Raw genomic sequence first — 15,495 nt, 5'->3', positions numbered from 1 at the left:
GACAATCAGTGCCAGTGACGGGCCACCCACGGGGTGGGCCGCATCCACTTCCACTTGCCTTTCCATTCGCCCCGAATCGCCTCGTCCGGCTTGGGGTGGCCGTGGAAGACCACGATCTTGGCATCCTTGGGCTCTCTCGGTGCGATGAATGGCGCGAGCAGGCGATGAGGCATGCAGTGCTTCTTGAAGCTCACGCACCATTCCGCCGGCCAATACACCATGTCGTAGCCCGACTCGTGCAGCGTCTCGGTCAAGTAGATCTGCTCGTTGCGGCGCTCGGCCATGACCTTCTCGGGATCGGCGTTGTAGCGGTCCAGCACCCAGGAAAGGTCGCCGATCTTGAACCGGTAAACCGAGGAATTCCCCACCACCCGGTCCGGGTGCGTCCAGTTATGGATGATGCAGAAATCACCGGGGTAGTCGAAAAACGGATCGAGCGAGTCCCGGATGACGATATCGAGATCCAGGAACAGCGCATCGCCTTCCATTCCGCCCAGGTCCGGCGTGAAGGTGCCGAGTTTCCGCCAGGCCTCATGCAGTCGATGGGGCGGCACGTTCACCTCGGGCAGCGGGTGGGTTTCCACCTCGTCGCGAATGCCCGAGGCATCATCGGTGAAGCAGGCAAACCGGAATGGCGGAGTGATGTTGCGGGCCACCATGCTGTAGAGGGTGTTCACGTCCTGGGCGCTGTAGGCATCACCCCATTTCATGCAGATCACGTTTTTCATCGGTTTCACTCTTGTTTTGTTGGCGGCTAGCGGTCCACTCGTTCATGGGTAAACAGGCCGGGGGCCAGGCCGATCGGGAAGCGCTGCTTCCGCCACCAAGGCCGGTTCAACTCTTTTTCGATGTCACTGAACCCGTTCACCAGCCGCGAGGATGGATGTGCCGCCACATAGGGCAGGATCACGTTCAACATCCAATCTCGCCTTACCAGAATCGATTGATTGGTCCAGTTGAGATACGGGGACGCGGTGACGAGATTGCCGCGCTCGGTGCGGCAAAAGACGTTCGGAAACGCCCGCTCCGGATCAGGCATGGCGTAGGCCGCGATACCCTGCAACCGCTGGGCCTTGCGTGGCCGCACCCAGCGACGAATCCTTGCAAGCCACGCCGCACGCGCCGAAACGGAAGGGAGCCTATCATCGAAGTAACGGCGAAATTTTCCCAGCGTGGCAAAGTCCTGACCCGGCGCAGCCAGACTACGAAAACGGAACACCGGGATGCCGAACCCCTCGGCATCGTGCAATGCCGCTGAGAGTTGCCGAACGGCCTCGGCATGGGATTCGATCAACGGGCAGTCGTTTTCCAGAAGCAGGACGTAATCGCAATCGATTTCCTCGAGGAGCGCCTTGACGCCCCCGAAAATGCCGATGTTGTTCGTCGTGCCACTCGCGGACAACCCGAACACCTCGGCCACGTCACGATCCTGGTCGCTTATTTCCTGGAACAGGATGCGAGCGTCATCAAATAGCGAAAACAGATCGCCGTCGGCATATGTCGCCAGGGTCTGAGACAGTGTGCGAGGCGCCTTCCAACTCAGCACGCCCAATCCAATCGTAATGCCCTGCGGCCCGTTCAACGCACCCATCACCTTACCGCCTCGTCGCCACACCCGCCCCTGGGGCGGCCAACCGTTCGTAGAGGGCAATGGTCTCACGTTGCATGGCGTCAAGTGTGAACGGCACTCGATCCGGTGCGCTCGGCGCACCCTGCCGATACCACCGATCCAGTGTCTCGACGGCTCGCCGGTGGTCACGGCAAGGAATACGCCCCTCGGGGTAGACGCGAGCCAGCTGCTCGCCGACGCCACCGTGGTCATAGCCGAGCACCGGTCGCCCCAGGGCCAGCGCCTCGGTGACGGTGCGACCGAACGATTCGGGCTTGGTGGTCAGGGAGAGCACCACATCACTGATCGCCATGACCTCGCGCAGATCGCGGCGCGGGCCGAGCCAGGTGATGTCATCCCCCAGCCCCTGCTCCTCGATGGCGCCCTGGACACGCTGCCAGTAGTCCTGTCGACGCGGATGCACGCCGCCGACCAGCAGGGCATGAACGGGGACGCCGCGCGCCTTGAGGCCGGCGACGATCTCGACCAGATCCAGCTGTCCCTTGATCTGGGTGATGCGCCCCGGCAGCGTGAGGATCCATCGATCCGCCAGCTGCGGGTGTTCTTCGAAGAAGCGCTCGCGCCAGGCGGCATCCGGTCGAAAGGCGGGATGGTAGTCGGCCGGGTCGACGCCTCGGTAGATGCGCACGATGCGCGCCGGATCGACCTTCGGGTAGTTGCTGCGGATGTAGTCGACGATGCTGTCGGAGACGGCGATCACGCGCTCGCCCTTGGTCATCACCGCGCTGTACCACCCGGGCGAATAGGCGCCGTGGACGGTGGTGACCAGATGCGGGCGGGACGTTCGCGGCATTCCCTTCCAGGCAAGCCAGCCGATCCAGGCGGGCAGACGCGAACGCAGGTGCAGGATGTCGACCTGCTCGTCGCGCAGCAGGCGACGCACCGCGGGGATATAGCGCAGGGTGGACAGCGACTTGCGCCCCACCGGCATGGTCACATGCTCGCCACCCAGTGCCTCGAGCTCCTCGACCAGCCGACCGCCCTCGGAGATCACGATCGCCCGGTGACCGGCGCGCACCAGTGCCGCGGCAATCTCGAGCGTGCCGCGCTCCACCCCGCCGCCGTCGAGGGCGGGCAGCATCTGCACCACGGTCAGGCGTCGCGATGCGGATTGGTCGACTGACTGGTTCGCTGTCGTCACCGGGCGGTGTCCTCGATCGTTCTCACCGGATCAGCTCCGGCGCAAAAGAATGCGCTTCGGAGGCTATCATGCCCGCATGCCGACACATCCCAACACCGTCGACGAGATCTGGGCCGTGACCACTGGCGAGGCGGGCATGGCCAATCAGGCCCGCGGCCTGGCCGAGGCCGTCGCCGAGCGCACCGGCTGGCCGGTGGTGCAGAAGACCATCGGCATGCCGCGACCGTGGCGCTGGCTGCCGATGCACTGGGTGCCCAATCCGCTGGGCAAGCTCTCGCCCGACTCGGACCGACTCGCCCCGCCCTGGCCGCGCGTGCTGATTACCTGCGGGCGGCGCAGCGCGGCCGCCTCGATCGCCATTCGCCGCGCCAGTGGCGGTCGCTGCTTTACGGTGCACGTTCAGGACCCGCTGATCCCGCCACGCTACTTCGATCTGGTGGTGCCGCCGCGCCACGACGGACTGACCGGGCCGAACGTCCTGCCGACGCGCGGGGCGATCCACCATGTCACTCGAGCCAAGCTCGATCAGGCCGCCGAGCGGTTCCGCGCCGGGTTCGAGGCGCTGCCGCGTCCGTGGATCGGCGTACTGCTCGGCGGCTCGAACCGCACCATGACCCTGACGCCGGAGAAGACCCGACGCATCGGCGAGCAGCTGGCACAGGCCGCCCGCGACAGTGGCGGATCGATTATCGTCACGCCGTCGCGACGCACCGGGGAGGAGAACACGCAGGTATTGGCAGAGACCATCGCGGGCGTGCCGCATCAGCTGTGGCGTGGCGAGGGACCCAACCCGTATTTCGGCATTCTCGCCCTGGCCGACTATCTGGTGGTCAGCGGCGATTCCGCCTCGATGGTGTCCGAGGCCGCCTCGACCGGCAAACCGCTGTACGTGATCGACTTCGGCCGTTACTCGAAGCGCCTGGCGCGCTTCCACCGCGAGCTGCGCGAGGAGGGGGTGACGCGCCCCTTCGACGGCCGACTCGCACGCTGGGATTACGACCCGGTGGACGATACCCGGCAGGTCGCCGACATCATCGGCGACCGGGTGACGGGCGCGGCATAGCTCGCACGACGCCGGAAGGGATCAGTCGATCAGCTTGTAGACCGCGCTGCAGTAGATGCAGCGGGCCTCGTCGCCCTGGTGCTCGAGATGGATGTAGACCCGCGGGTGCGAGTTCCAGACGGCCTCTTCCTCGCGCGGGCAGTAGACCGGCAGGTCGGCCTGGGTCACCTCGATCACCCGGTCGGCGTTCGGAGTCTTGAAGTCCTGCGGATGGGATGCGGTATCCGGGTTCATGCGCGTGCCTCCACGTAGTCGATCCAGTTGTCCGCCAGCGGGGGATAGCGTCCCTCGACCAGGTCGAAATAGGTGCTCTGCAGGCGCTCGGTGATCGGACCGCGCACGCCGCTGCCGATCGGCCGGTCGTCGACCTCGCGGATCGGCGTGACCTCGGCGGCCGTGCCGGTGAAGAAGGCCTCGTCGGCGATGTAGACCTCGTCGCGGGTGATGCGCTTTTCCACCACCGGGATGCCGAACTGGTTCGCCAGCGCGATGATGGTCCGGCGGGTGATGCCGTCGAGCGCCGCGGTGAGGTCCGGGGTGTAGAGCACGCCGTCACGAACGATGAAGATGTTCTCGCCCGAGCCTTCGGCGACGAAGCCCTGGGTGTCAAGCAGCATCGCCTCGTCGTAACCGGCGGCGGTGGCCTCGCGCAACGCGAGCATGGAGTTCATGTAGGCGCCGTTGGCCTTGGCCTTGCACATGGTGACGTTGACGTGGTGGCGCGAGTAGCTCGAGGTGCGGATGCGGATGCCCTTCTCGATGTTCTCCGCGCCGAGGTAGGCGCCCCAGTGCCAGGCCGCGACCATGACATGTACCTTGAGGTTATCGGCGCGCAGGCCCATCCCCTCGGAGCCGTAGAAGGCCATCGGACGGATGTAGGCGCTCTCGAGATGGTTCTCGCGCACGACCTGGCGCTGCACCTCGTTGAGGTGGCTCTCGGTGTAGGGCAGCTTCATGCCGAGGATCTTGGCCGAGTTGTGCAGCCGGCGGGTGTGATCCTCGAGGCGGAAGATCGCGGTGCCCTGGTCGGTCTTGTAGGCCCGAACGCCCTCGAACACGCCCATGCCGTAATGCAGGGTGTGGGTGAGCACGTGGGTCTTGGCCTCGCGCCATTCGACCATCTCGCCGTCCAGCCAGATCAGGCCATCGCGATCTTCCATCGACATTACTTTATGCCTCGCAGAGCAGTGAACCGGTGCCGCGCGGCCGGACGTGGAACGAACAATCCTGCCACCGCGCGCAAACCCGCGAGTTTACCACCCCGGGCGGGATTCCGGCAGGGGCCTCAGTGGGCCAGCTCGACGCGGTCGCGCCCGCCCTCCTTGGCGTGGTAGAGCGCGGCATCGGCGCGAGCGAGCAGCGTGTTGGCGGTATCGCCCTCACGCATCTGGGCCACCCCGAGGCTCACGGTGCCGCCCGGCCCCAGCTCGGAGGCCGAATTGCCTCGATAGGCCTCGCGGATGCGCTCGGCGATCACGGTCGCCTGGGCCAGCGCCTGCCCCGGCAGCAGGATGACGAACTCCTCGCCGCCGTAACGGAAACACAGATCGCCCTCGCGCACGTTCGCCTGCATCACCCGCGCAAGGCACCGTAACGCATCGTCGCCGGCCAGATGGCCGTAGCGGTCGTTGTAGTCCTTGAAACGGTCGGTATCGAGCACGATCAGGCTCAGCGGTGCGCCGGTACGCAGGCTCGCCGCGATCGCAAGATCCAGGCGCCGATCGAGCGCCCGCCGGTTGTAGAGCCCGGTCAACCCGTCCTGCTCGCTCAGGAACCGATAGCGATCACGCTCGCGCGCCAGCGTGGTCTCCTCGCGCTGCTTGTGACGGATGCGGTTGCCCAGCGCAAAGGCCAACAATAGCGCCTCGGCCAGCGAGCCGACCGGCAGGGCGACCATCAGCCAGCCGGCGTAGGGCAACCAGCCCAACAGCATGGCCAGGTACAGCAAGACCGCCAACGCGAATACCGACCAGCCCAGCAGCAGGTAACCGGCCGGGCCGAAACCGCGGCGCATCGCGCGCAGCGCCGCCCAGACGATCACCACCACGGTGGCGACCGCGTAGGTCGCCACGATGGCGAACGAGAGCACGCCCGCCAGCCAGATCGAGGCCGGCATCGACAGCAGCGCCACCCCCATGACGCCGACCAGGGCGCGGTCGACGCGTCGATCGTCTCGCTGGGTGCGCAGGAAACGACGCACGAACCAGATGCCCGACAACGCCATCAGGGCGACGGCCAACTGGGCACGCGCGGCTGGCGGCACCGCCAGGGCCGCCTCGGGCAACCAGGGGGTCAGGATGTTGTAGCGCAGGGCAATATAGAGCACGGTCGCCGACAGAAACGCGGCGTAGCCGAGGTAGGTGCGCTCGCGCACCGCCAGCATGAGAAACAGGCTGTAGGCGGCCATGCCCAGCATGGCACCGAGATAGACACCGAACAGGGTGTAGCGCACCAGCGTGTTGGCCCGTTCCTCCTCCAGCGACCCGAGGGTCAGGCGCAGCGCGGCCGGGCCGTCGGCCCGCAGGCGGATCAGGAGCTCGCGCTCACCACTGAATCGCGGCAGCAGCCGCCCGGGGTGGCCCGGCATGTCGAGCAGCCCACCGATCTCGGCCGCCTCGCGCACTTCCCGCCACTCGCTCGCCGCCGTCCCGGGCAGGGCCGTGGGATCACGCAGGAACACGCGCACATCGCGGAAGTAGGGCCAGCGCACCGAAAGCCACCGCATCTCGCCCTCGGCCGAGTCGTCCAGGGCCGGTCCGTCGAGCCGCAGGCGCAGCCAGAGCCAGCCTTGGCGGGGCCCCAGATTGAGTGCGGGCGATTCGACGACACGGTAGTCGAGCGCCAGGGCCTCGGCAGGCGAGAGGCGTTCGTGGCTGGTGGCCCACTGGGCCCCGGAGAGGAGATCGACCTCGGCCTGCGCGAGCGGGGCGCACAGCAACAGGAGGGCGGCAAGCGCCACACGCGGCAAGACGCCGCCGCGCCCCTGCTCGCGGCCATCCGCCCCAATCCGCTCCGCGGTATCGCAGCCCACCATGCGCCATCCCCGCAACAGGCCAATCGCTGGCCGAGCCTTGGCTGCCGACACGCCCAGGTGTTACGGCAGGCCCGTCAAGGACCCCGTGCCGTGCCCACGACGCGTTGAGCGGCATGGCATCCGTGCAGAGGATCCTTTATATGGCTCACTGTATTCCGAGTCTAGCGCTTGGGCAATGTCCAAATCGCGCAGTTATCCGTCGCTACGACGCGGCGCGGTGGTCTCGATCCCCGCCTCTTCGAGCTGGCGGCGCAGGGCGTTGATTTCCTTGCCCGGCAGGGGGCCGAGGACCACGCGGTGGTAGCGCGCCCCGGACACGTCGACGGGCACGATGCGGCTCTCCACCCCGAGCAGGGCGAGTTCGGCCTTGCGCGCCTCGGCGTCACGCGCCTTGCTGAACGAGCCGGCCTGCACCAGGTAACGTGCATCCGGTGCCAGCTCGGCCTTCTCGTCGTCGGCCGGGGCGTCGTCCGACGGGGAGTCGGTCGGCTCGCTGGGCCGCGGCGGTTGATTGCCCTCTTCGGGCAGGAGGGTATAGAACTGGAACTCGGGCGAAACCGGCTGTTTCTCCGGCGGCTTTTCCACGCTGCGGGTGTCGGTCTGCCCGCCAGGTTGCGCGGTGGGCTGGCTGTTCTTCTCGGCCGTGAGCCGGGCGAGCAACACCACCAGGCCCACCAGCAGCACCAGCGCGATCAGCAGTGCCCACTTCGCGCCGCGGTTGCCACCCGATGAGCGGGGTCGATTGACCTTCTTGCGTGCCTTGCTGGCCATGGCAGCGATTACATCTCGTCCGGTGCGTTGACGCCCAGCAGCCCCAGGCCATTGGCCAGCACCTGACGGGTGGCCAGCACGAGGTTCAGGCGGGCGTTGCGCAACGGCGCGTCGTCACCCAGCAGGAAGGCGTGCGCGTTGTAGTAGCTGTGAAAATCCTGGGCCAGGTCGCGCAGGTAATGGACCAGCTGGTGCGGCTCGTGCGATCGGGCCGCCCGCTCGACCAGCGCCGGGTACTGCGACAGGCGCTTGAACAGGGCCTGCTCGTGCGACTCGGTCAGTCGCACATAGGCCTCGCGGCCGGCCGACGGCTCGTGGGCAAAGCCGCGCAGCGGCAGCTGGCGCAGCACCGAGGCCACCCGCGCGTGGGCGTACTGGATGTAGTAGAGCGGGTTCTCGTTGCTCTGGCTCTTGGCGAGATCCAGGTCGAAATCGAGGTGCTGGTTGGCCGCGCGCATCACGTAGAAGAAGCGCGCCGCGTCGTTGCCCACCTCCTCGCGCAGCTCGCGCAGGGTGACGAAACTGCCCGAGCGCGTCGACATCGGCACCCGCTCGCCGCCGCGATAGAGGATCGCGAACTGCACCAACGAGACCACCAGCCGATCGGCCGGCTTGCCCAGCGCGGTCAGCGCGGCGCGTACCCGCGGGACGTAACCGTGGTGATCGGCCCCCCAGATGTCGATCACCTGGTCGAAGCCGCGATCGAACTTGTCGAGGTGGTAGGCGATGTCCGAGGCGAAATAGGTGGTCTGGCCGTTGTCGCGCCGGACCACGCGGTCCTTGTCGTCGCCGAAATCGGTCGAACGGAACCACAGCGCACCGTCACGCTCGTAGAGATGCCCCTCGGCCTCGAGCCGCTCGATCGCGCGCTCGACCAGCCCGCGATCGGCGAGGCTCTGCTCGGAGTACCAGTTGTCGTAGGTGACGCCGAACTCGGCCAGGTCCGCCCGGATGTCGGAGAGGATGGCATCGAGCGCCGCGCGGAAGACGATCTGGTAGTCGGTCTCGCCCAGCAGCTCGCGCATGCGCCGGATCAGCGCATCGATGTGGCGCTCCTTGTCGCCGACCGGGGCATCCTCCGGCAGATCGGCGAACACCTTGGCCGACTCCACCACCAGACGGTTACCGTGCTCGTCGGCCAGCGCCCGGGCGATGTCGAGGATGTAACCCTCCGAGCGGTAGCCGTTCGAGGGGAACTGGATGGCCTCGCCCTGGGCCTCGAGGTAGCGCAGCCAGACGCTGACCGCCAGGATGTGCATCTGCCGACCGGCGTCGTTGACGTAGTACTCGCGCTCGACGTCCGCGCCGACCGCCTCGAGCAGGTTGGCCACTACCGAGCCATAGGCCGCCCCCCGGCCGTGACCGACGTGCAGCGGCCCGGTCGGGTTGGCCGACACGAACTCCACCTGCACCCGCTGCCCGGCCGCGGCATCCGAGCGACCGAAGCGCTCGCCTTCCTCGAGGATGCGATCGATCAGGGCGAACGCGGCACCGGCCTCGACGAAGAAGTTCATGAAGCCCGGGCCGGCGATCTCGACACGCTCGACGCCCGGCTCGTCGGCGAAGCCCGCGACGATGCGCTCGGCGATTGCCCGCGGCGACTGCTTCATCGGCTTGGCCAGCTGCATGGCGAGGTTGCTGGCAAAATCCCCGTGGGCCGGGTCCTTCGGCACGGTCAACACCGGGTTGACCGACACCTCGGCGGGCAGGTCACCCTCGGCGACCAGTTGCTGGCAGATGGCCTGGAGACGTTGTTCGATTACGGCCTTCACGGACGGGATAACCCCTTAGCGCTGAAAACAAGACACGGGCACCGCGGACGGTGCCGGGAAAGAACGCGACAGTTTAGCGGCAAGCGCGGCCCCAACCAACCGCGGCAGTCAGACATGCCCGCGGGCACCTGCTAAAGTTCCTGCCGACGTTTTGAGCCTTTACTGAGAGAAACCATCGACATGGCAGCCTTGCACGAGGACGACTTTCCCGAACCGGTCGGCGCGGACGAAAAGCGCGTCGAAACCATCGCCGGCGCGGTCAAGACCATCCTGGCCGAGTTGGGCGAGGACACCGCGCGCGAGGGGCTGGCCGACACGCCCACGCGCGTCGCCAAGGCCCTCCTCTACCTGACGCAGGGGCTCGATCAACGCGTCGAGTCCGCCATCGGCAACGCCCTGTTCGCGTCGGACAACGACGAGATGGTGGTGGTGCGCAACATCGAGTTCCACAGCCTCTGCGAGCACCACATGCTGCCCATCATCGGCCACGTCGACATCGGCTACATCCCGCAGGGCCGCGTGCTGGGGCTGTCGAAACTCGCCCGTATCGTCGATCTGTTTGCCCGCCGCCTGCAGATCCAGGAAAACATGACCCAGCAGATCGCCGAGGCCGTCGAGCAGGCCACCGGGGCCGCCGGCGTCGCCGTCCAGATGCGGGCCGCGCACATGTGCATGGCGATGCGCGGGGTCGAGAAGGTCGAGTCCGAGACGATCACCTCACGCATGACCGGCCAGTTCCGCGAGAGCGCGGCCACCCGCAACGAATTCCTGCAACTCGTCTCCCGAGGCTGATGCCGTGACCTCCCGCCCCCAGACCGTCCTGATCACCGGGGTGACCCGCCGGGTAGGCGCCCACCTCGCCGAGCACCTGCTCGCCGCCGGCCACCGGGTCATCGGCAGCTACCGCCACGAGACCGACGCCTTGCGCGCGCTCATCGACCAGGGCCTGATCGCCCTGGAGCTCGATCTCCTCGAGCGCGACCGGCTGGCCGCGTTCGCCGGGCAGGTGGCAGAGAAAACGGACCGGCTCGACCTGATCGTGCACAACGCCTCGATCTGGCACCGCGACGAGGACGTGGCCGCCCAACCGGAACTGGCCACGGCGATGTACACCGTGCACGTGACCAGCCCGATCGAACTCACCGAGCACCTGCAGCGCGCCCTGCCCGCCCGGAAGCGCGACGACGGCCACGCCGACCGGCAGGTGGTGTTCATGACCGACGCGCACATCGACGAGGGCGAGCCCGACCACATCCACTACATCGCCTCCAAGGCGGCCATCCAGAGCTCGGTCCGCTCGCTCGCACTGCGCTACGCCCCGCACACGCGAGTCAATGCCATCGCCCCGGGCCTGTTGATGTTCCATCCGGAAGACGACACCGACTACCGCCGCCAGCGTCTCGCCCGGCGCCTGCTCCCCTTCGAACCGGGCCCGGGGGTGGTGGCCGAGACCATCGACTACCTGATGGCCTGCCCGCTGATCAACCAGGCGGTAATCCGGCTGGACACGGGGCGGCGTTGGGAGAACTGAGGGCTGGGGCTGGGGCTGGGGCTGGGGCTGGGGCTGGACGAAACCGTCGATTCCGCCTTTGAGCGCGTCAAGACTCGGCTGCGAGTCTGATCGTTGCCCCTTTGAGCCATCGCGGCTAAAGCCGCTCCTACGCGCCCTCTTCCGGCTTCGAGCTGTCAGCTTCCAGCTTTTATCAAGCCCACAACCGCCGACGCACCAGGGCCACGGCCAGGTAGTAGGCGGCGACGGCGAAGCCGGCGAGCACGGCCAGGTGGGCGAGCAGGTGCTCGACCGGCTCGCCGACGATCAGCGGACGGATCACCTCGATCGCGTGGGTCAGCGGCAGCACCAGCACGGCGGTCTGCATCCACTCGGGCAGGGTCTCGATGGGGAAGAACACCCCCGAGAGCATGAACATCGGGGTGACTACCAGCACGAAGTAGTAATTGAAGAAATCGTAGTTGTCGGCGATAGCGGTCATGATGATCGCCGGTCCGGCGAACGCCAGCCCCAGCAGGAACACCACCGGCAGCGCCCACAGCGCCATCCAGCCGCCGGGCACCGCCCCCAGCAGGGTGGCGACGATCAGGATCGCCACGGCGCTCAACAGGCCCTTGAAGGCCGCCCAGATCGTCTCGCCCAGGATGATGTCGTCGATATCGAGCGGCGTGGCCATGATCGCGTCGAAGGTCTTCTGCGGCACCATCCGCGTGTACACGGAATACATGCCCTCGAAGCTGACCGAGATCATCGCCGAGGAGGCCACGATCCCCGAGGCGAGGAAGACCAGATACGGCAACCCGCCGATATCGCCCACCAGCGCGCCCAGCCCGATGCCCAACCCCAGCAGGTAGATCACCGGCTCGCCGAAGTTGAGCACGATCGCCGGCCCAAGCAGCTTGCGCCAGACGAGGAAGTTGCGCGCGAACACGGAAAACGCGGCCAGGCGCGCGCGGGGGATTTGCCAGATCGAACGCTTCATAAAGATCGGCACCTCATTCGCGCAGCTCCCGGCCGGTCAGATGCAGAAACACGTCCTCCAGGCCGGCTCGACGGTGGATCACGGTCAGGCCGTCTGGCTGGCCGAGGAAGTCGAGTATCGGTGCCGGCGCGCTGGTGTAGACATAGACCGCCGTTCCATGGCGCTCGACGCGCAACGCCATGGAGGTGAGGGTCGCGAACACGCCGTCGCTGACCGTCCCGCGCAGTTCGATCACGTCCGGCTCGACGTGCCGCCGGATCAACTCGCCCGGCGTGCCTTGATCGAGTATCCGACCGTGATCCATCACCACCAGCTCGTCGCAGAGCCGCTCGGCCTCTTCCATGTAGTGGGTCGTCAGCACCAGGGTCACGCCCCGGGCGCGCAGTTCGGCCAGGCGGCCCCAGATGACGTGGCGTACCTGCGGGTCGAGCCCCGAGGTGGGCTCGTCGAGGATGACCACCTCCGGGTCATTGACCAGGGCCCGGGCGATGGTCAGGCGGCGCTGCATGCCCCCACTCAACTGATCGACGCGGGCATCGGCCTTGTGGGTCAGGTTGGCGAACTCGAGCAGTGCGTCGACCCGATCGGCCACCTGTGACCGCGACAGGCCGAAAAAGCGCGCGTACATGAACAGGTTCTCGCGCACCGTGAAGTCCGGGTCGAGGTTGTCGCCCTGGGGCACCAGCCCCACCCGACCACGAATGGCACGCGCCTCGGCCGGCAACTGGTGCCCGAGCACCGAGAGCTCGCCGGCATCGAAATCGGCAAGCCCCATCAGCATCTTGAGGGTGGTGGTCTTGCCGGCCCCGTTGGGTCCCAGAAAGCCGAAACAGCGTCCGGCCGGGATGTCGAAATCGACCGCATCGACGGCGCGCAGCTTGCCGAAGCACTTGACCAGTCCGCGCGCGCGCACCACCGGCTGGCTCGTCGATTGGCGATGGACGGATGGCGACTCGGGGACGCTCACGGGTGACACCTCGATCGGGAAGGGCCCGGATAATGGTCGACGGGGGCGGGGTTTGCAAGGGAACCTCTGCACGAATGCCATGCCACTCTGGCTTGGCAAGTCGTTCGTGACCAAGGCGCGTCGTCGCCGGCGTGCCGGTGGCCAGTTCAGTCCTCGCCGTCGCCGACCTCCTCGTCCTCGATCGGCATGGCCACCCCGGCGATTAGGACGAACCGGCCTTCGTCGTCCCGGATGGGGGTCAGCGTGGTGTGCCAGGTTCCCCGACCGGCCGGGAGATCGAGCGTTTCGTGGTAGCGGATCGCCCGCCCTGCCTCCAGGCAAGCTCGATACTGCCGGGTAACGTGGGCCGCGGCCTCGGGGCTGAGGATGTCTCCCGGAAACGCCCCGGCCAGCTGGTCGCGCAACAGGCCGGTCGCCCGCTCGTGGGCGGGGTTGTTGGTCAGGTAACGGAACGAGCCGTCGGGTTCGACGGCCACCAGGAAGATCGCTTCCTCGACCCCCTCGACGATCGAACGGTACAGCCGTTCGCTTTCCGCCAGCCGCTCCTCGAGCGCGACGGTCTCGCGCGAGTCGATCAACGCGCCGACGACACGCTCCGGACGCCCTTCGGCATCACGCAACAGGCGTGCGTGATCGGTCACCCACAACGCCGAGCCATTTGGCCGCAGCAAGCGATAGCGACTGCGCTTGCGGTCGTTCTCCCAGCGGGTGAAGTCCCCTTCCTCGAGCGCCCGCGCCCGATCCTCGGGGTGCAGGGTCTGCTCCCACCAGTCCGGCCCGTCGATCAGGGCATCCGGGGTGTAACCGAGGATCTCGCGAATATTGGCGCTGACGTACTCGAGCCGATCGGGACGGTCGGTGCGGAAGGTGTAGATAACCGCTGGACTCGCGGCGAGAAAGGCATCGAGGCGATCGCGCTCCGCTTGAGCCACCGCGGCGGCGCGGCGCTCGCGATCCACGTCGTGGAAGAACCACCACAGCCGGGCCGGGCGGCCCGATTCGTCGGCGATCGGGACGACCTGTACACGGAACCAGCCCGGACCACCCTGCAACGCCGGCAACCGAAGGGCGCCGTTCCAGCGCTCGCCGCGCGCAATCGCCCGTTCGAATGCCTCGAGTTGCAGGCCCTCGAGCCCCCGGGCACTCCAACCCCTCCCCTCGGACGAGGCGCCCGGGCCGAAGGTCCGGCGAAAAGCGTCGTTGGCCAGCAACGACCGCCCCTGCATGTCGGTGAGTTCCAGCGGCTGGGGGCTGAGCTCGAACAGCGCGTCGCGCTCGGCCTCGGCCCGATCGATCACCACCATCCAGCGGGTGCGCTGCCAGCGCGACAGCAGCCAGAGGCCCAGTGACGTCAGCAGAAACGCGACGGCGACGGCGGCAAGCAACGAGGCCAGGCGCGCCTGCATCGCCGCGTAAAGGTCGGTGACCGGCTCGACGGCCACGAGTTGGGCCGGCGAACGGCTTTCCTGGGTCAGGATCGGTACGGGACGCGAGACGGCCAGCCACTGCTCCTCGCCGGCGGCAAACCGCCAACGAGACGGTGGCTCGCCGTCGAGCCGACGAAGGGCGGCGGCCAATCCGGCGTTGTCGACCTTGGGCCCATCGACGTAGAACTCGCCGCTGCCGACCGGGGCAATGTGCCGGCGCTCGCGCATCTCCGCCCAGATGTTCGCCTCGGCGATCTCGGCCGGCAACAACAGGGTGGCGCGCGCGCCGAGGCTTTCCTCGAGGTAATTGTCGACCGGCTTGATGCCGGTGCCCACTTCCACCGTGCCGATCACGCGATCCGACCCGCCGGGCGACCCGCCCGGGTTGGGCGCCCACACCGGCTCGACCGCCCGGAAACCGGAGAACACGCGACCGACCTCGAAGCCCATCGCTCCGCGGCCGCTACGGTAGACCTCGGCCAGCAAGGGGCGGAGCGAGGCCAGCTCGTCACCGAAACGCTCGGGGGCATGCACCCGCAGGAAGCTGACCGCCTCGGGACCGAGATGGAACTGCATGACGCGGTCCTGGCCGTGGATCAGCTCGGAGGCGATGGGCGTGACCGCTCGGGCCAGCTTGCGGCGCAGGCGGGCCGCCCCCTCGCCGCCACCGGCCCCGCCTTCGAGCTCGACCATGGCGCGTGCCTGTGAGAGCAGTTCGCGCACGCGTTCGTCCAGGGCGAGAATCCGGGCGATGCGGGCCAGTTCGGCCTGGCGACTCGACAGGGCGTAGTCCGCCGTGTCGAGCAACCGGTCGGCGCGCGCCTCCACCTCGGCCTCGAATTCGCGCTGCACGAGTAGCGTGCCGAGCACGCCCAGCAGCAACCACCCCAACAACACCAGCAGCCAGACGACACGAAGCCCCGGTCGCCGGGTGTCGTCCGGCGGCCGGGGCACGTTGTCGTCCATGTGCGCGTGGCGTCCCATTGCGACGATTATCACGCATTTAGCGACTCTCGCCTACGCCTGTGGCGAGTTGACGGACACATCTATGGCCTGCTCCCCGATCGCAAGCCCCGGTGGGGTGGTGGATAATCAGGTTGCGTCAATCTATTCGGCCTCCTCGTGGAGCGGTTCAGTGCTCCGGGCCTCGATGGAGAAATCCGCGCCTGTCGTTCCTGATTAAAAAATCGGCTTCTTC

At 67.4% G+C, this 15,495-nt stretch carries 14 protein-coding genes; 3 read left to right on the top strand and 11 right to left on the bottom strand.

The genetic code is table 11. The features are described from left to right. Positions 1 to 5 precede the first annotated feature (5 nt). The 3 genes from FAZ79_RS09435 to FAZ79_RS09425 are packed head-to-tail and all read right to left on the bottom strand — an operon-like array spanning position 6 to position 2,711. Positions 6 to 710: a hypothetical protein gene (locus FAZ79_RS09435; protein ID WP_231505768.1), complete on the bottom strand. Its 705-nt coding sequence runs from the start codon at positions 708 to 710 to the stop codon at positions 6 to 8. Between the two features lie 44 nt (positions 711 to 754). After that, positions 755 to 1,591 carry a hypothetical protein gene (locus FAZ79_RS09430; protein WP_136867722.1) on the bottom strand — a complete coding sequence of 279 codons (837 nt, stop codon included), beginning with the start codon at positions 1,589 to 1,591 and terminating at the stop codon, positions 755 to 757. A gap of 4 nt (positions 1,592 to 1,595) precedes the next feature. Beyond that, positions 1,596 to 2,711: a glycosyltransferase family 4 protein gene (locus FAZ79_RS09425; protein WP_136867732.1), complete on the bottom strand. Its 1,116-nt coding sequence runs from the start codon at positions 2,709 to 2,711 to the stop codon at positions 1,596 to 1,598. Between the two features lie 136 nt (positions 2,712 to 2,847). Between FAZ79_RS09425 and FAZ79_RS09420 the strand changes: the two genes are divergently transcribed. Next, a complete protein-coding gene (locus FAZ79_RS09420; protein ID WP_136867721.1) occupies positions 2,848 to 3,834 on the top strand; it encodes a mitochondrial fission ELM1 family protein in 987 nt (328 codons plus the stop codon). A gap of 21 nt (positions 3,835 to 3,855) precedes the next feature. Here FAZ79_RS09420 and FAZ79_RS09415 read toward each other — a convergent pair whose 3' ends face one another. The 5 genes from FAZ79_RS09415 to argS form a co-directional block, all read right to left on the bottom strand. Continuing rightward, the gene (locus tag FAZ79_RS09415) at positions 3,856 to 4,068 is read right to left on the bottom strand and encodes a zinc-finger domain-containing protein (protein ID WP_136867720.1); all 213 of its coding nucleotides are present in this window, start codon (positions 4,066 to 4,068) and stop codon (positions 3,856 to 3,858) included. Continuing rightward, a complete protein-coding gene (locus FAZ79_RS09410) occupies positions 4,065 to 5,000 on the bottom strand; it encodes a branched-chain amino acid transaminase (protein WP_136867719.1) in 936 nt (311 codons plus the stop codon). The genes FAZ79_RS09415 and FAZ79_RS09410 overlap by 4 nt, the downstream gene beginning before the upstream one ends. A 119-nt stretch (positions 5,001 to 5,119) precedes the next feature. Continuing rightward, entirely contained in the window at positions 5,120 to 6,868 is a 1,749-nt protein-coding gene (locus FAZ79_RS09405; RefSeq protein WP_136867718.1) for a GGDEF domain-containing protein, read from the bottom strand. 192 nt (positions 6,869 to 7,060) lie between these two features. Then, on the bottom strand, positions 7,061 to 7,639 hold the full coding sequence (locus tag FAZ79_RS09400) for an SPOR domain-containing protein (RefSeq protein WP_136867717.1): 579 nt from the start codon (positions 7,637 to 7,639) through the stop codon (positions 7,061 to 7,063). An 8-nt stretch (positions 7,640 to 7,647) separates the two neighbouring features. After that, positions 7,648 to 9,411 (bottom strand): arginine--tRNA ligase, encoded by a 1,764-nt coding sequence (gene argS / locus FAZ79_RS09395; protein ID WP_136867716.1) that lies wholly within the window; start codon positions 9,409 to 9,411, stop codon positions 7,648 to 7,650. 180 nt (positions 9,412 to 9,591) lie between these two features. Here argS and folE point away from each other — a divergent pair, with 180 nt between their 5' ends. Next, positions 9,592 to 10,203: a GTP cyclohydrolase I FolE gene (gene folE, locus FAZ79_RS09390; protein ID WP_136867715.1), complete on the top strand. Its 612-nt coding sequence runs from the start codon at positions 9,592 to 9,594 to the stop codon at positions 10,201 to 10,203. Positions 10,204 to 10,207: 4 nt separating this feature from the next. Then, a complete protein-coding gene (locus FAZ79_RS09385) occupies positions 10,208 to 10,942 on the top strand; it encodes an SDR family NAD(P)-dependent oxidoreductase (RefSeq protein ID WP_136867714.1) in 735 nt (244 codons plus the stop codon). Between the two features lie 172 nt (positions 10,943 to 11,114). Here the strand turns inward: FAZ79_RS09385 and FAZ79_RS09380 are convergent, their stop codons facing one another. The 3 genes from FAZ79_RS09380 to FAZ79_RS09370 all read right to left on the bottom strand — a co-directional run bounded on the left by FAZ79_RS09380 (position 11,115) and on the right by FAZ79_RS09370 (position 15,263). After that, on the bottom strand, positions 11,115 to 11,903 hold the full coding sequence (locus tag FAZ79_RS09380) for an ABC transporter permease (protein ID WP_136867713.1): 789 nt from the start codon (positions 11,901 to 11,903) through the stop codon (positions 11,115 to 11,117). Between the two features lie 13 nt (positions 11,904 to 11,916). Continuing rightward, positions 11,917 to 12,870, bottom strand: coding sequence for an ATP-binding cassette domain-containing protein (locus FAZ79_RS09375; RefSeq protein WP_247709534.1), 954 nt, complete (start codon positions 12,868 to 12,870; stop codon positions 11,917 to 11,919). Between the two features lie 146 nt (positions 12,871 to 13,016). After that, positions 13,017 to 15,263: a PAS domain-containing protein gene (locus FAZ79_RS09370; RefSeq protein WP_169303660.1), complete on the bottom strand. Its 2,247-nt coding sequence runs from the start codon at positions 15,261 to 15,263 to the stop codon at positions 13,017 to 13,019. Positions 15,264 to 15,495 lie beyond the last annotated feature (232 nt).

It is taken from the genome of Guyparkeria sp. SB14A (genome assembly GCF_005096345.1).
GTDB classification, from domain to species: domain Bacteria; phylum Pseudomonadota; class Gammaproteobacteria; order Halothiobacillales; family Halothiobacillaceae; genus Guyparkeria; species Guyparkeria hydrothermalis.
This window is presented reverse-complemented; position numbering and strand designations above follow the sequence as displayed.

Coding starts and splice junctions, on each gene's coding strand:
- FAZ79_RS09435 (WP_231505768.1), bottom strand. CDS start 710: ATGAAATGGGGTGATGCCTACAGCGCCCAGGACGTGAACACCCTCTAC.
- FAZ79_RS09430 (WP_136867722.1), bottom strand. CDS start 1,591: ATGGGTGCGTTGAACGGGCCGCAGGGCATTACGATTGGATTGGGCGTG.
- FAZ79_RS09425 (WP_136867732.1), bottom strand. CDS start 2,711: ATGCTGCCCGCCCTCGACGGCGGCGGGGTGGAGCGCGGCACGCTCGAG.
- FAZ79_RS09420 (WP_136867721.1), top strand. CDS start 2,848: ATGCCGACACATCCCAACACCGTCGACGAGATCTGGGCCGTGACCACT.
- FAZ79_RS09415 (WP_136867720.1), bottom strand. CDS start 4,068: ATGAACCCGGATACCGCATCCCATCCGCAGGACTTCAAGACTCCGAAC.
- FAZ79_RS09410 (WP_136867719.1), bottom strand. CDS start 5,000: ATGTCGATGGAAGATCGCGATGGCCTGATCTGGCTGGACGGCGAGATG.
- FAZ79_RS09405 (WP_136867718.1), bottom strand. CDS start 6,868: ATGGTGGGCTGCGATACCGCGGAGCGGATTGGGGCGGATGGCCGCGAG.
- FAZ79_RS09400 (WP_136867717.1), bottom strand. CDS start 7,639: ATGGCCAGCAAGGCACGCAAGAAGGTCAATCGACCCCGCTCATCGGGT.
- folE (WP_136867715.1), top strand. CDS start 9,592: ATGGCAGCCTTGCACGAGGACGACTTTCCCGAACCGGTCGGCGCGGAC.
- FAZ79_RS09380 (WP_136867713.1), bottom strand. CDS start 11,903: ATGAAGCGTTCGATCTGGCAAATCCCCCGCGCGCGCCTGGCCGCGTTT.
- FAZ79_RS09370 (WP_169303660.1), bottom strand. CDS start 15,263: ATGGACGACAACGTGCCCCGGCCGCCGGACGACACCCGGCGACCGGGG.